Annotated in this window: 14 protein-coding genes and 1 riboswitch; of the genes, 8 read left to right on the top strand and 6 right to left on the bottom strand. The window is 69.5% G+C overall.

Features of this window, described 5'->3' with window-relative positions:
- Nucleotides 1–19: 19 nt before the first annotated feature.
- Both maiA and AC1PMG_RS18510 read right to left on the bottom strand, forming a co-directional pair.
- The gene (maiA, locus tag AC1PMG_RS18505; RefSeq protein ID WP_481109810.1) at nucleotides 20–676 is read right to left on the bottom strand and encodes a maleylacetoacetate isomerase; all 657 of its coding nucleotides are present in this window, start codon (nucleotides 674–676) and stop codon (nucleotides 20–22) included.
- Nucleotides 677–765: 89 nt separating this feature from the next.
- Complete coding sequence (locus AC1PMG_RS18510) at nucleotides 766–1,755, bottom strand: fumarylacetoacetate hydrolase family protein (protein ID WP_481109811.1); 990 nt, start codon at nucleotides 1,753–1,755, stop codon at nucleotides 766–768.
- 346 nt (nucleotides 1,756–2,101) lie between these two features.
- Here AC1PMG_RS18510 and AC1PMG_RS18515 point away from each other — a divergent pair, with 346 nt between their 5' ends.
- From AC1PMG_RS18515 to AC1PMG_RS18525, 3 genes are all read left to right on the top strand, one after another.
- Nucleotides 2,102–3,475 (top strand): DEAD/DEAH box helicase, encoded by a 1,374-nt coding sequence (locus tag AC1PMG_RS18515; protein WP_481109812.1) that lies wholly within the window; start codon nucleotides 2,102–2,104, stop codon nucleotides 3,473–3,475.
- A 177-nt stretch (nucleotides 3,476–3,652) separates the two neighbouring features.
- Nucleotides 3,653–4,012, top strand: a complete 360-nt coding sequence (queD, locus tag AC1PMG_RS18520; RefSeq protein WP_481109813.1) for a 6-carboxytetrahydropterin synthase QueD — start codon at nucleotides 3,653–3,655, stop codon at nucleotides 4,010–4,012.
- 278 nt (nucleotides 4,013–4,290) lie between these two features.
- Nucleotides 4,291–4,668, top strand: coding sequence for a phasin family protein (locus AC1PMG_RS18525; protein WP_026143664.1), 378 nt, complete (start codon nucleotides 4,291–4,293; stop codon nucleotides 4,666–4,668).
- Nucleotides 4,669–5,087: 419 nt separating this feature from the next.
- Here the strand turns inward: AC1PMG_RS18525 and bioD are convergent, their stop codons facing one another.
- Nucleotides 5,088–5,777, bottom strand: coding sequence for a dethiobiotin synthase (bioD, locus tag AC1PMG_RS18530; RefSeq protein WP_481109814.1), 690 nt, complete (start codon nucleotides 5,775–5,777; stop codon nucleotides 5,088–5,090).
- A 116-nt stretch (nucleotides 5,778–5,893) separates the two neighbouring features.
- Between bioD and AC1PMG_RS18535 the strand changes: the two genes are divergently transcribed.
- The 3 genes from AC1PMG_RS18535 to btuB all read left to right on the top strand — a co-directional run bounded on the left by AC1PMG_RS18535 (nucleotide 5,894) and on the right by btuB (nucleotide 9,029).
- A complete protein-coding gene (locus AC1PMG_RS18535) occupies nucleotides 5,894–6,376 on the top strand; it encodes a GAF domain-containing protein (RefSeq protein WP_017912553.1) in 483 nt (160 codons plus the stop codon).
- Nucleotides 6,373–6,801, top strand: a complete 429-nt coding sequence (locus AC1PMG_RS18540) for a TfoX/Sxy family protein (protein WP_481109815.1) — start codon at nucleotides 6,373–6,375, stop codon at nucleotides 6,799–6,801. The genes AC1PMG_RS18535 and AC1PMG_RS18540 overlap by 4 nt, the downstream gene beginning before the upstream one ends.
- Nucleotides 6,802–6,826: 25 nt before the next feature.
- Nucleotides 6,827–7,043: riboswitch (cobalamin riboswitch) on the top strand.
- A 114-nt stretch (nucleotides 7,044–7,157) separates the two neighbouring features.
- Nucleotides 7,158–9,029 (top strand): TonB-dependent vitamin B12 receptor, encoded by a 1,872-nt coding sequence (gene btuB / locus AC1PMG_RS18545; protein WP_481109816.1) that lies wholly within the window; start codon nucleotides 7,158–7,160, stop codon nucleotides 9,027–9,029.
- Nucleotides 9,030–9,441: 412 nt separating this feature from the next.
- Here btuB and gph read toward each other — a convergent pair whose 3' ends face one another.
- On the bottom strand, nucleotides 9,442–10,095 hold the full coding sequence (gene gph, locus AC1PMG_RS18550; RefSeq protein ID WP_481109817.1) for a phosphoglycolate phosphatase: 654 nt from the start codon (nucleotides 10,093–10,095) through the stop codon (nucleotides 9,442–9,444).
- Between the two features lie 672 nt (nucleotides 10,096–10,767).
- The gene (dinB, locus tag AC1PMG_RS18555) at nucleotides 10,768–11,838 is read right to left on the bottom strand and encodes a DNA polymerase IV (RefSeq protein WP_481109818.1); all 1,071 of its coding nucleotides are present in this window, start codon (nucleotides 11,836–11,838) and stop codon (nucleotides 10,768–10,770) included.
- A 200-nt stretch (nucleotides 11,839–12,038) separates the two neighbouring features.
- Here dinB and fabA point away from each other — a divergent pair, with 200 nt between their 5' ends.
- Nucleotides 12,039–12,554 carry a 3-hydroxyacyl-[acyl-carrier-protein] dehydratase FabA gene (gene fabA / locus AC1PMG_RS18560; protein ID WP_481109819.1) on the top strand — a complete coding sequence of 172 codons (516 nt, stop codon included), beginning with the start codon at nucleotides 12,039–12,041 and terminating at the stop codon, nucleotides 12,552–12,554.
- The gene (gene fabB, locus AC1PMG_RS18565) at nucleotides 12,554–13,762 is read left to right on the top strand and encodes a beta-ketoacyl-ACP synthase I (protein ID WP_481109820.1); all 1,209 of its coding nucleotides are present in this window, start codon (nucleotides 12,554–12,556) and stop codon (nucleotides 13,760–13,762) included. Before fabA ends, fabB begins: the two co-directional genes overlap by 1 nt.
- Before the next feature lie 46 nt (nucleotides 13,763–13,808).
- Here the strand turns inward: fabB and AC1PMG_RS18570 are convergent, their stop codons facing one another.
- Nucleotides 13,809–14,687 carry an SH3 domain-containing protein gene (locus AC1PMG_RS18570; RefSeq protein ID WP_481109821.1) on the bottom strand — a complete coding sequence of 293 codons (879 nt, stop codon included), beginning with the start codon at nucleotides 14,685–14,687 and terminating at the stop codon, nucleotides 13,809–13,811.
- Nucleotides 14,688–14,924: the final 237 nt, after the last annotated feature.

Below are 14,924 nucleotides of genomic sequence, written 5' to 3' on the forward strand. Positions count from 1 at the left end.
GGGTACGACACAGCGGGGTTCACTGCGCGTCGGGCTGGTTTTCCGGGCGCGCCGCGTCGAATGCCGGCAGCGCCAGGCAGGCAAGTTCGATCCGCTCCAGGGTCGGGTAGACCTGCAGATCCACGCCGAAGCGGCGCGCGTTGTAGAGCTGCGGCACCAGGCAGCAGTCGGCCAGGCCCGGCTGCTCGCCATGGCAGAAGCGTCCGGTGTCGGGCGACTCGGCCAGCAACTGCTCCAGCGCATCGAAGCCGGTCTGCATCCAGTGCCGCATCCACTCTTCGCGCTCGGGTTGCGGCACGTTCCAGGCGCTCTCGAAGAACTGCGTCACGCGCAGGTTGTTGAGCGGGTGGATGTCGCAGGCGATCAGCTGCGCCAGGCCGCGTACGCGGGCGCGATCGATCGGCGCGTCCGGCAGCAGCGGCGGCTCCGGCCAGCGCTCGTCCAGGTACTCCAGGATCGCCAGCGACTGGCGGATCGGCTGGCCTTCGTGGCACAGGGTCGGCACCAGTTCCTGCGGGTTCAACCGCGCATATTCCGGCGAATGCTGCTGCCCGCCGTCGCGCACCAGATGCACCGGCAGCGACTGGTAGGCCAGGCGCTTGAGCTCCAGCCCGATGCGCACCCGGTATGCGGCGCTGGAGCGCCAGTAGGTGTAAAGCTGCAGTGCCTCGTCCATGCCCGCCTCCGTCTGCGCAGTCGACAACGATACCGGTGGACACCGGCGGCGCGGCGCCGCCGGTCGCCCCGGCAGCGCCGCCGGCCGGGTCAGGGCAGCGGTGCTTGCTCGATGCGCTGCTCGATCGCGCCGAAGATGCTCACTCCATCACGGTCCAGCATCTCGATCCGCACCACGTCGCCGAAGGACATGTACGGCGTGCTCGGCTTGCCGTCGCGCAGGGTTTCCACGGTGCGCTGTTCGGCGAAGCAGGAGGCGCCGCGCGTGGTGTCCTGGTTGGCGATGGTGCCCGAGCCGACCACCGCGCCCGCCGCTAGGGGCCGGGTCTTGGCCGCATGGGCGACCAGCTGCGCGAAATCGAACTGCATGTCCTCGCCGGCTTCCGGCGCGCCGAACCAGGCGCCGTTGATGTGGGTCAGCAGCGGCAGGTGCACCTTGTTGCCCTGCCAGGCCTCGCCCAGTTCGTCGGGGGTGACGAACACCGGCGACAGCGCCGAACGCGGCTTGGACTGCACGAAGCCGAAGCCCTTGGCCAGTTCCGGCGGAATCAGGTTGCGCAGCGACACGTCGTTGACCAGGCCGATCAACTGGATGTGCGCGGCAGCCTGCGCCGGGCTGACCGCCATCGGCACGTCGTCGGTGACCACCACGATCTCGGCTTCCAGGTCGATCCCGTAGTCCTCGCTGACCACCTTGACCGCATCGCGCGGGCCGTAGAAGCCGGCGCTGACCGCCTGGTACATCAGCGGGTCGGTGTAGAAGCTCTCCGGCACCTCGGCGCCGCGCGCGCGGCGCACGCGCTCGACGTGCGGCAGGTAGGCGCTGCCGTCGAGGAACTCGTAGGCGCGCGGCAGCGGTGCCGCCAGCGCGGCCATGTCCAGGTCGAAATGGCCGTCGGCGCTGCCGTCGTTGAGCGACTCGGACAGCGCGTTCAGGCGCGGGGCGAGGTTGCTCCAGTCCTCCAGCGCGCGCTGCAGGGTCGGTGCGATGCCGGTGGCGCGCACGGCGCGGGTCAGATCGCGGGACACGACGATCAGGGTGCCGTCGCGACCGCCTTCCTTCAGGGAACCTAGCTTCATGTCCGTCCAGTGCTGGGGGGCTGAGCCGGCGATTGTACGGCTAGACGCCGGCTTGGTTTCAACTGAAACGGACCCGCATTTTGTGCAGCGCGCCAATTCAGGTACACTGCGCGGGTCTGCATGCGGCCGTCCGTTTCCCTCAGGGATCGCCGGCGAGGCCAGGATCGCAACGATCCGACTCGCCCGCCCCGCCCGACGCCTTTCGTGGTGCCGACGAACCCCAGCCTCGCGCTGTGGGTTGATCCACCCTCTCGCAGCGCGGTTCACGGGAACGCTCCGAGCCTCACCTACTTGCGTCTGCGCGCCGGGTCCGTCCCGGCGTCGGCGCGTTATCCGGAGCATTCTCATGTCGTTCGAATCCCTGGGCCTTGCGCCCTTCCTGCTGCGCGCGCTGGCCGAGCAGGGCTACGAAACCCCCACCCCGATCCAGGCGCAGGCCATTCCCGTCGCCCTGGAAGGCCATGACCTGATGGCCGGCGCGCAGACCGGCACCGGCAAGACCGCCGCGTTCGGCCTGCCGCTGCTGCAGCACCTGGGCACCTCGCCGCAGCCGGTGGGCACCGGCCCGCGCAAGCCGCGCGCGCTGATCCTGACCCCGACCCGCGAACTGGCCACCCAGGTCCACGACAGCCTGCGCGGCTACAGCAAGTACCTGCGCATTCCCAGCACCACCATCTACGGCGGCGTGGGCATGGGCAACCAGCTCGACGCGCTGCGCCGCGGCGTGGACCTGCTGATCGCCTGCCCGGGCCGCCTGCTCGACCACCTCGAGCGCCGCAGCGTGGACCTGTCGGGCATCGAGATCCTGGTGCTGGACGAGGCCGACCGCATGCTCGACATGGGCTTCCTGCCGTCGATCAAGCGCATCCTCGCCAAGCTGCCCAAGCAGAACCGGCAGACCCTGCTGTTCTCGGCCACCTTCGAGGAAGGCATCAAGCAGCTGGCCCGCGAGTTCATGCACGACCCGCAGGAAATCCAGGCCACCCCGAGCAACACCGTGGCCGACACCATCACCCACCGCGTGCATCCGGTGGACGGTGCGCGCAAGCGCGAACTGCTGCTGCACCTGCTGGCCGCCGACTCGCGCAAGCAGACCCTGGTGTTCGCCCGCACCAAGCACGGTGCCGACAAGCTGACCATGTTCCTGGACAAGTCCGGGCTGAAGACCGCGGCGATCCACGGCAACAAGAGCCAGGGCCAGCGCCTGCGCGCATTGAGCGACTTCAAGGCCGGCCGCATCACCGTGCTGGTGGCGACCGACATCGCCGCGCGCGGCATCGACATCGACCAGTTGCCCAAGGTCATCAACTACGACCTGCCGATGGTCGCCGAGGACTACGTGCACCGCATCGGCCGCACCGGCCGCAACGGTTCGACCGGCGAGGCAATCTCGCTGGTGGCGCAGGACGAGGCCAAGCTGCTGCGCGCGATCGCACGCATGCTCAAGCGCGAGATGGACATCCGCGACGTGCCGGGCTTCGAGCCGGTCACGCCGATCCGCTGGGGCAACAACAATCCGCCGGACGAGCGTCCGGGCGGCCAGCGTCCGCCGCGTCGCGGCAGCCACGCCCGTCGCGGCCATGGCGATGCACCGGCGCACGCACATGCGCACGCCGGCAGCAAGAAGCCCGGCGGCAGCCACGCCGACGGCGCCCGTCGCCAGGGCCAGGGCCGCCGCCACGGCAACGGCGGCGGCAACCGCCCCGCCGCGCCGCACTGATCCGTCCGCGGCCACGCGCTGCGCACGCACTCAGGCCGCCCTTCGGGGCGGCCTTTTTTGTCCGCTCCACCCGGCATCGCGCATGTCGCGACGCCCTGCCGCACGACGGCGCCATCGTCGTCGCGCGGCACCGGCAGCCCGCCATGCCGCTCCACCCCTGACCGTACAATGCTCCCCATGGATATCTTCAAAGTCTTCACTCTCGAAGCCGCGCACCGTCTGCCCAACGTGCCGCCCGGCCACAAGTGCGCGCGCCTGCACGGGCATTCGTTCCGCATCGAGCTGCACATCAGCGGCGAACCCGGCGCCGAGAGCGGCTGGGTCATGGATTTCGGCGACATCAAGGCGGCGTTCCGCCCGCTCTACGACCAGCTCGACCACCATTACCTCAACGACATCGAGGGCCTGGACAACCCCACCAGCGAGCGTCTGGCGGTGTGGATCTGGGACCGGCTCAAGCCGGCGTTGCCGCTGCTGAGCGAAGTGGTGGTGCACGAGACCTGCACCTCCGGCTGTCGCTATCGCGGGCCGGGCTGAGCAAGGCTGGGATTGGGGAGTGGGGAATCGGGAATCGCAAGGGCGGCACTGCGACGGCTGAGGGGTTAATGAGGCTGGCCGGCTGTGCGGGGCGCGCGCATTGGCGCTTGCCAGAGACGCAGAGACGCCCAGCGAGAGCGGGGGAAATTGCGCCAAGCCTTTGATCCGAAAGGCAGCTTGAACGAATCCTGAGCGGCTTCAGAAAATTTTGTTGCATCGCAGCAGAATGGGCGTATGTTGCACTGCAACAGCAGTCGGCATTCCAACGGAGTTGCATGATGTCCGCTCAATTCAACGATCAGTTCAGCAGCTACACCCAGCAGTTCGCCGCCGCCGCGGCGCGTGCCAACCGCCTGGCGCTGGAGAGCGCCGAGAGCGTGTTCGGCGTGCAGTTGAAGACCTTTGAGAAGAACGTGTCGGCCACCACCGGCTTCCTCGGCGAACTGACCGAGGCGCGCGATCTGGGCACCGTGCAGGCGCTGTGGCCCAAGGGCCTGCAGATCGCCCGCGACAACTTCGAGCGGCTGGCCACGGCCAACCAGGAAGTGTTCGGCCTGGGCCTGAAGGCCTCCGAGGCCATCGGCCAGCTCGCCAAGCACCAGTTCGAAGCGGCGACCGAACAGGCCGCGCCGAAGGCGAAGCCCGCCGCCAAGTAACACCCGTTTTCGACGTCGCTGCGGTTCGCCGCCCGACGCACGCTCGGTCTGCATGGGTCCCTCCCCCCGTGCAACCCAAGGCCCGGTAGATCCCTCCCTCTACCGGGCCTTTTTTATGGGCGGGATTTGGGAGTGGGGATTCGGATTGGTCGATCGCGTGCGTCCCGGCGTTCCTGGCTTTCCTGATGAGAGCGGCTTCAGCTCCGATGCGTTGCCGGAAACCGGTAGATCGCTTCTTCGAGCGGGCTTCTCCGTGCGCTTGCTTCGGGAGTGAAACCCGGCATTCGGGATCAGCCCATCTTGCGGATCCGGGACGTGCTGCTTTTGTGGGAGGGCTTCAGCCCCGACGCCTCAGCAAAGACGCGTGGGACTGAAGTCCCTCCCACAAAAGCCGGCAGCGCAGTGCCACCGGCAGTCGATCAGCCGGGCGACATGTCCGCCCACAGCTGCAGTTCCGCCGCCAACTGCTCGGCCTGCGGTTGCGGCCGGTACGGCAGGCGCCCCCAGCATGGCATCGGCAACCGCGCGCGCAGCATCGCCATGTTGTCGTCGATGCGCTCCATCGCCGGGTCGATCTCGTTGCCGATCCAGCCGATGCACGGCAGGCCATCGGCGGCGATCGCCGCGGCGCTGAGCCGGGCATGGTTGAGGCAGCCCAGGCGCAGGCCGACCACCAGCACCACCGGCAGTTCCAGCGCGCGCGCCAGATCGGCCTGATCCAGCGTCGCCGACAGCGGCGCCGCCCAGCCGCCCACGCCTTCCACCACCACCACGTCGGCCTGCGTGCGCAGGCGTGCGAACGCCGCCGTGATCGGCGCCAGTTCCAGTTGCACACCGGCATCGGCGGCGGCCAGTTCCGGCGCCAGCGGCAGCGGCAGCGCGTAGGGATTGAGATCGTCATAGGCCGGCCGCGGCGCGCTCGCATCCTGCAGCGCCAGGGCGTCTTCGTTGCGCCAGCCGTCGGCCTCGCGCGTGCAGCCGCTGGCCACCGGCTTCATGCCCACCGCACGCTGGCCGCGCGCACGCAGGGCGTGCAGCAGCGCGGTGCTGGCGATGGTCTTGCCGATGCCGGTATCGGTGCCGGTGACGTAGAAGGCGGGAACAGCCATGCGAAATCCTGTCGGTTGGCCGGCGGGACGCGCGGCGGCGCGCAGGATAGCCGGGTGCATCGCGCGCGTCAGCCGCTGCGGTGCCGGCGGACGCAGCGCGCTGCTAGACTCGCGCGATGTTCGCCTCGTCCTCGCTCACCGGCAGCAAGCCGGAACAGTACGCCCAGTTGCTCGACCAGGCCCGTGCCCTGGTCGCCGGGGAGCCCGACCGCATCGCCAATGCCGCCAACCTGGCCGCGCTGGTGTACCACGCGCTGCCGCGGCTGAACTGGGTCGGCTTCTACTTCTACGACGGCAAGGAACTGGTGGTCGGCCCGTTCCAGGGCCTGCCCGCCTGCGTGCGCATCCCGCTGCACAAGGGCGTGTGCGGCGCGGCCGCCAGCAGCGGCCAGACCCAGCGCATCGACGACGTGGAGGCGTTCCCCGGGCATATCGCCTGCGATGCGGCCTCGCGGTCGGAACTGGTGGTGCCGCTGCTGCGCGACAGTGCGCTGGTCGGCGTGTTCGACCTGGACAGCCCCGACCTGGCCCGCTTCGACGCCGACGACCAGCGCGGCCTGGAAGCGATCGCGCAAGTCTTCGTCGACAGCCTGCGATGAGCACCACCAAACTGCGCAACATCGGTCCCAAGAGCGCGGCCTGGCTGCGCCAGGTCGGCGTGCGCACGCAGCAGGACCTGGAGGCGGCCGGCGCGGTCGGCGCCTTCGTCAAGGTCAAGCGCGCCGGCTTCAAGCCCAGCCTCAACCTGCTGTATTCGCTGGAAGGCGCGCTCAGCGGCTGCCACTGGCAGGAACTGTCCGAGGCACGCCGCGCGCAGTTGCTGGGCGAGCTGGAAACCGCGACGGCAGCGCTGCCGGCGCAGCGCGGCCTGCCGGTCGCCGGGCCGGTGGCGACCACGCATTTCGACCGCGACGACACGCGCGTCGACGACGCTGCCGACGACGCCTACGCGCACGACACGCACGACACGCCGATGGGCGACCAGCACGGCGACGACGACAGCCACGGCACTCACGCCGACTAAGCCGCGCAGCCAGCGGCGATCGCGTACAATCGCGCCGCTTCAAGGTGACCCACCGGCTCCGGCCAGCGGGTTGAAACGGGAAGCCGGTGCGTCTTGCGACAAGGCCGGCGCTGCCCCCGCAACGGTAAGCGATCCGCGCTGACGACCTGCGCCACTGTGCCTCGGCATGGGAAGGCGTCGCAGCCGGGAGGTCCGCCTCCCCGATCGCGAGCCCGGAGACCGGCCTTGCAGTTCACTGGTTGCGATGCGGAGGGCGTCGCGGCGTGCCGCGCCGTGTCCGGCGCCGTCCGCTTGCACCTTCCGTTCGCGACTCCCTTGCCGTCACAGCGCGCAGCCGCGCGCCGGAGTTGCCACCCATGTCGTCCCGCCTGCTTTCGGTCGCGATCGCGTCCGCCCTGTCCCTGCCCGCGCTGGCCCACGCCGCCGATGCCGCCACCGACCTCGACCAGGTCCTGGTCACCGCCACCCGCACCCAGATCTCGGTGGAGGACAGCGTGGTCCCGGCGCAGGTCATCGACCGTGCCGAGATCGAGCGCAGCCAGGCCACCTCGCTGGCGCAGCTGCTGCAGGGCCGCGCCGGCATCGGCCTCTCCAACCAGGGCGGCCTGGGCAAGCTGACCACGCTGAACCTGCGCGGCAGCGAGTCGGACCACGTGCTGGTGCTGGTGGACGGCGTGCGCATCGGCTCGGCCAGCGCCGGCCTGGCCGCGTTCCAGGACCTGCCGCTGAGCCAGATCGAACGCATCGAGATCGTGCGCGGCCCGCGCTCGAGCCTGTACGGCTCCGACGCGATCGGCGGCGTCATCCAGATCTTCACCCGCCGTGGCGGCCAGGGCTTCCAGCAGAACCTGAGCCTGGGCGGCGGCAGCCACGGCCTGCGCGAGGCCGGCGCCGGCTTCAGCAACCGCGGCGAGCGCGGCTGGCTGGCCGTGCAGGGCGGCTACCAGAAGACCGACGGCATCAACGCCTGCAACGGCTCGGCCACGCTGTTCGCCGGCTGCTTCGTCGACCAGCCCGACCGCGACGGCTACCGCAACGTCTCGCTGAGCGCGCGCGGCGGCTACGCGCTGACCGACACGCTGCGCGTCGAAGGCCAGGCGCTGAACATCGACAGCCGCAACGAGTACGACGGCGACGCGCTGTTCGCCGGCAACGAGGCCGACAACACCCAGCAGGTGTTCAGCGGCATGCTCGACTGGACCCCGTCCGATCGCCTGCACCTGGCCGCGCAACTGGGCCGCAACGTCGACGACGCCGACAGCTACTACCGTGCGCCGGGCGCACGCACCCGCAGCTTCGTCAGCACCTTCGACAGCCGCCGCGACACCGCGGCGCTGCAGGGCGATATCACCCTGGCCGAAGGCCACCTGCTCAGCGTCGGCAGCGACTGGCAGCGCGAGCACGTCGCCAGCAGCACCGCCTTCGACGTCGACAGCCGCGACAACACCGGCGTGTTCGCCGAGTACCAGGGCCGCTTCGGCGCGCAGCAGGTGCAGGCCAGCGTGCGCAGCGACGACAACGAGCAGTTCGGCGAGCACACCACCGGCAGCCTCGGCTGGGGCCTGGCGTTGGCGCACGGCCTCAAGCTCACCGCCAGCGTCGGCACCGGCTTCAAGGCGCCGACCTTCAACGACCTGTACTACCCGTTCGCCGGCAACCCGGACTTGAAGCCTGAGCGCTCCAAGAGCGGCAACCTCGGCATTGCGCAGTACGCCGACAGCTGGAACTGGACATTCAACGCCTACGAGACCCGGGTCAAGGACCTGATCTCCTACGACGCGGTCAGCTTCCTGCCGGTCAACGTGGACGAGGCGCGCATCCGCGGTGCCGAACTGACCGGCTATGCGCTGCTGGCCGGTTGGGAGCTGTCGGCGCAGCTGAGCCACACCGACCCGCGCAACCGCAGCGACGGCGACAACCGCGACAACTGGCTGGCGCGCCGCGCGCAGAACACCGCGCGCCTGGACGTGGACCGCGGCATCGGCCCGGTCAAGCTCGGCGTCAGCGTCTTCGGCAGCGGCCACCGCTTCGACGACGCGGCCAACCGCGTGCGCCTGGCCGGCTACGGCACCGTCGACCTGCGCGCGGAGTACGCGTTCACCCCGGACTGGACGCTGCAGGCCAAGGCCAGCAACGTGTTCGATCGCGACTACCAGACGGTGAACTGGTACAACCAGCCGGGCCGCGAATACGCGCTGACCCTGCGCTACGCGCCGGCAGCGCGCTGAGCCGGCGTCCCGCGCTGCGCCGATGGCGTGGCGCGGGACGACAGCGCGGACATCACGCGTCTTTTTTTGTAGGAGCGGCATGTGCGAACACACTGGATGTAGATGCGTGCAGTCTCGAAAGCACGCAGGCGCGATGCATCGCGCAGTTGGGCGCCCGCAATGCGGGCCGTTGGCTGTCGAACGCAAACACCCGCCCCCGTGTTCATGCATCGCGGCGCAAACCTGACAGTTCAGCGACCGCTACGCGCCCGGACCCTCACCCCAACCCCTCTCCCGGGGGGAGAGGGGCTTACTGCATCCTGCGCTGTAGGAGCGGCTTCAGCCGCGACGGGCGTTCTCGGGAACGCCGTCGCGGCTGAAGCCGCTCCTACAAGCGCATCCCGATCTTTGCGATGCTTGGGCCGCCGTCGTATCAGCGCAGCTGCAGCAGCTCGCGCAAATCCTCCATCAGCAACACCACATCGGCCGTTGCCAGATCCAGATCGCGCGGATAACCGTAACGTACCAGCGCCACCGGCATGCCGGCGGCGTACCCGGCCTGCAGGTCGGTCCCCGAATCGCCGACCATCAGGCAGCGCGCCGGCGGCTGCGCAAACTGCTGCGCCAGATGCAGCAACGGCGCCGGGCTGGGCTTGCGCTCGGGCAGGCTGTCGCCGCCGAGCACCGCAGAGAACAGATCGGCCACGCCCAGATGGCGCAACAGCGGCGGCACCATCGCCGACGGCTTGTTGGTGCACAGCGCCAGCGTCACCCCATCCGCATGCAACTGCGTCAGCGCCTCGGCCGCGCCGGGATACAGCCGCGGACTGCGCAACAGGCATTCGGCGTAGTGACGCATGAAGGTCGGCATCACCGTCTCGAGCGGTGTGGCGTCGCCGGCGTGCTGCCAGGCGATTTCGACCAGCTTACGCACGCCTTCGCCGATCCAGCCGAGCACGGTCGGCTCCGGCACGCGCGGCAGGCCGAAGTCGGCCAGGGTACGGTTCAGCGCCTCGGCGATGTCGGCGCCGCTGTCGACCAGGGTGCCGTCCAGGTCGAACACCACCAATGCATACGGAAACGTCATGTTGTGCCCAACACAGGGGAATAAGTACGTATTGTAGGTGGCGTAAGCTCGTATACGGTTGCGACACGCGCGCGTGGGCGCGGTGCGTGCGCTGCCTTCGCTGGCACGCGATTGCGACCACGCCATGCCCGCTGCGGCAGCGCCGTGACGGCGACCGAGCGCGCGAACCACGCTCACGCGATCCATCCCGGCCCGAGTCACCCGCTCGATCCCTGCGCTCGCGCGCGCGACACCCGAGAACATCACCGGTTGGCGATCCCCACCCATGTTCCAATCCGCGCATCCGTGAGGACGCGACCAGGTCGATCCGCGTGCCAGAGGATGAAGTCGCTGTTGCAACCCGAGCAGCATACCCCTGTGGGAGGGACTTCAGTCCCGACGCGGGAGCGACGGCCAGGTTCTCGGCCTGCACGCACATCCCCTGGTTGTTTCAACACACGCACACGCGAGAGTGTGCGACCGTTTACGCGGTGCTTGCTGACCGCCTAGATGCGCTTTCAATCCACGCCTCCGCAAGGGCGCGACACAAACCCGCCGTCGCCGCACCGTAGCCCCACGTATTTCAATCCACGCACCGCTCAGGGCGCGGCGATAGAGGGTACGACAGTCTCCGGGGGCACACGTTCCCATCCCATCAGCCGGGAAGACAGACTCCCAGGCAACGCCACCACCTCAACCGAACAAGCGCCCCTGTGCCTGTCCCGGCTCGCGCTCGTGGAAACCGGACAGGCCGACGCCGACCAGGCGGTAGCGGGTGGACGTCGGCAGGTCGACGCGCTCGCGCAGCGCCAGGGCGATGTCGATCAAGGACTGCAGCGAGTCGGGCGGCTGCTCCGGGGTGAAGCTGCGGGTGAGGATGCGGAACTGCGCGGTCTTCAGCTTCAGCACCACGGTGCGCGCGATGCGCTCGGTGCGGCGGGTGGCGTTCCAGGTCTTTTCCGCCAGTTGCCGGATCGCCGGCTCCAGTGCGTCCAGCGCCAGGTCTTCGGCGAAGGTGTCCTCGGAGGAGATCGACTGCACCGGCTGGTCCGATTCCACCGGGCGTTCGTCGATGCCGCGCGCGCGCTGGTACAGGCGCAGGCCGAAGCTGCCGAAACGGGCTTCCAGTTCGGCCTCGCTGCGCGCGCGCAGGTCGCCGACGGTGGCGATGCCCAGTTCCGCCAGCTTGGCCTCCATCACCTTGCCCACGCCGGGCACCTTGTTCACCGGCAATGGCGTCAGGAACGCTTCCACGCGATGCGGGCGGATCACGAACTGGCCGTCGGGTTTGCGCCAGTCCGAGGCGATCTTGGCCAGGAACTTGTTCGGTGCGATGCCGGCCGAGGCGGTCAGTTCGGTTTCGGCGCGGATCTGCGCGCGGATGGTCTGGGCGATCTCGGTGGCGGTGCGCAACTCGCCCTTGGGCTCGGTGACGTCCAGGTAGGCCTCGTCCAGCGACAGCGGCTCGATCAGGTCGGTGTGGCGCTGGAAGATCTCGCGCACCTGCCGCGACACCGCCTTGTAGCGGGCGAAATCCGGCGGCACGAAGATCGCGTCCGGACACAGCCGCTCGGCGCGCAGCGCCGGCATCGCCGAGCGCACGCCGAACACCCGCGCCTCGTAGGAGGCGGCGCACACCACCGAGCGCATGCCGCGCCAGGCCACCACCACCGGCTTGCCACGCAGCGCCGGATCGTCACGCTGCTCCACGGACGCGTAGAACGCGTCCATGTCGACGTGAATGATCTTGCGCATCGACCCCATACCCTACGCCTGCGAACGGTGTCCGCATGATAAGCCCCGCGCTGCGCACGGACTGAGAATGCGCGCCTTGATCCGGCGCAGTGCGCATGGCATCGCGACTGCCGACACTACGCGTGCGTACGGATAAAACGTTTGATTGAACGCGCGAAGCTCATGCACTCTTGCGCGCCTCGACTGTCTCGCCTGGGAATGTTCCGCTCATGAGTCGTCTGTCCTCCTATTCGCGCGAGCAATTGCTCGCCAGCGCACGCGGCGAGTTGTTCGGCGCCGATGCCGGGCGCCTGCCCAACGATCCGATGCTGATGTTCGACCGCATCGTCGCCATCGACGAGACCGGCGGCGCGCACGGCAAGGGCGTGATCCGCGCCGAACTGGATATCCGCCCGGACCTGTGGTTCTTCGGCTGCCATTTCATCGGCGATCCGGTGATGCCCGGCTGCCTGGGCCTGGATGCGATGTGGCAGCTGACCGGCTTCTTCCTGACCTGGCTGGGCGCACCCGGCCGCGGCCGCGCGCTGGGCGTGGGCGAAGTGAAGTTCACCGGGCAGGTGCTGCCCACCGCCAAGCGGGTGGTGTACGAGATCGACATCAGCCGGGTGATCAACCGCAAGCTGGTGATGGCGGTGGCCGACGGCCGCATGTCGGTGGACGGGCGCGAGATCTATACCGCCAAGGACATGCGCGTGGGCCTGTTCACTTCGACGGAGGCGTTCTGATGCGGCGCGTGGCAATTACCGGAATGGGCATCACGTCGTGCCTGGGCAACGATCTGGACAGCGTGTCACGCGCCTTGCGCGAAGGCCGCGCCGGCATCCGCCATAACCCGCAGGCGGTCGAGGCCGGCCTGCGCAGCCAGATCGGCGGCGATGTGCAACTGGACCTGGACGCGGCGATCGACCGCAAGCTCAAGCGCTTCATGGGCGACGCCTCGGCCTACGCCTACCTGGCGCTGCGCGATGCGCTGGCCGATGCCGGCCTGGACGAGGCGGCGATCAGCGACCCGCGGATCGGCCTGATCGCCGGCTCCGGCGGCGGTTCCAGCCACTGGCAGGTGGAAGCGGCGGACCTGCTGCGCAACCGCGGCGTGCGCAAGGTCGGCCCGTACATGGTGCCGCGCACGATGTGCTCGGCGGTGTCGGCGAGCCTGGCCACCGCGTTCAAGATCAAGGGCGTCAGCTACTCGCTGTCGGCCGCGTGCGCGACCTCGGCGCACTGCATCGGCGCGGCGGCGGACCTGATCCGCCATGGCCAGCAGGACGTGATGTTCGCCGGCGGCGGCGAAGAGCTGGACTGGACCATGAGCCTGATGTTCGACGCCATGGGCGCGCTGTCCACCGGCTTCAACGACACGCCGGCGGTGGCCTCGCGGCCCTACGACGCCGCGCGCGACGGCTTCGTCATCGCCGGCGGCGGCGGCATGCTGGTGCTGGAGGACTACGAGCGCGCGGTGGCACGCGGCGCGCGCATCCATGCCGAGCTGGTCGGCTACGGCGTGACCTCCGACGGCGCCGACATGGTCGCCCCGTCCGGCGAAGGCGCGGTGCGCTGCATGCGCATGGCGCTGCAGGGCGTGGACGCGCCGATCGACTATCTCAACACCCACGGTACCTCGACGCCGCTGGGCGACGTCACCGAGCTGGACGCGGTGCGTGCGGTGTTCGGCGACGCGGTGCCGCCGCTGTCCTCGACCAAGGCGCTGTCCGGGCATTCGCTGGGCGCGGCCAGCGTGCACGAGGCGATCTACTGCCTGCTGATGCTGCGCGACGGCTTCATCGCCGGCTCGGCCAACATCGACACGCTGGATCCGCGCGCCGAGGGCTTCCCGATCGTGCGCGAAAGCCGCGATGCCGCGCTGCGCACGGTGATGTCCAACAGCTTCGGCTTCGGCGGCACCAACGCCGCGCTGGTGTTCGCCAAGGCCTGAATGAGGCGATGCGCGTACGCTGCCAACAGCGGCAGCGTACCGCGCGTCAGCGCTCCAGTTGCCTGACGTCGCGACGCCCGGCGTCGTCGTCCTTGTGCGCTTCCGGCTTGGTTGGTGCCGCTGAAGGAGGGGACGGTGGCGGTGTGGCTGGAGGCGGTGGAGGTGGAGGTGGAGGCGAACTCGGCTTCGGCGGATGCCGCTCGACCCATTGGATCGTCGCCGGCGACGGCGGCCAGGACGGCGATGCCGACGGCGCGGAGGCAGACGGCAGCACCGGTTGCAGTCCCATCGATTCGCGCAGGCGACGGTCGTCGTCCTGGCGTTGCAGTTCCTTCGCCAGTTCCTTGTTGTAGCGGGGATTGAGCGCGTCCGGCGGCGGGATCTGATGCATCCGCTCGCCCGGCGGCGTCCATGCCGGCGTGGCGCTCACGGCCTCGGACGCGGACGCCTGCGGTGGAGGGGGCGCCCGCCATTGCGGCGCCAACTGCCGCTGCAGCGGTGCCGGGATCTGCGCTGGGCCAGCGGCAGTCGCCGCGCTTTCCAGCGGGCGGTAACGCGCGCGTTCGCGCGCCCACGGCTGACCGCGATAGTGCGTGTCCCAGTAGCGGTCCAGCGCGAAGCCGACCGTGGGCACGCCGAGCGAGGCGCCGGGCGCGACGCCCTGCCCCTGCTCGTGAAAGTCGATTGCACCAGCCGGCAGCCAGCCGCGTTTCCCGCGCCAGCTGACATCGCACCAGGCCCAGTCCCGTGTGCAGCCGTGCACCTGCAACGCATCGTCGGTGGTCGGCGTGGCCACGCGCGGATACTCCGGCGCCGGGCCGGCGCGCAGGCTGGCGCCGATGCGCACCGTGCCGCTGCCGTCCTGCGCCAATGCCGGCGCGACCATGCTCAACAGCAACGGCGTCCACCACCCTGCGCGCTTCATGCGGTCCTCCTTGTGCGGTGCGGCGGTGTCCTGCGCCGCGATCGCGGCGGCGAAGATCGCCTGCCGCTGTGCTGTGTTCTAGCACAGAGGAGCGGGGATTCGGGATTGGGGATTCGGGATGACCAGCCTGCGGCTGTTGGAAGCCGGGATTGGGGATTGGGGATTCGAGAACGGGAACGGAGTCGTTCTGCACGGAACAACATCGCTATCAAGCGATCTGATGAACGTGGCCGCCTT

Source organism: Xanthomonas sp. NCPPB 2250, assembly GCF_056725265.1.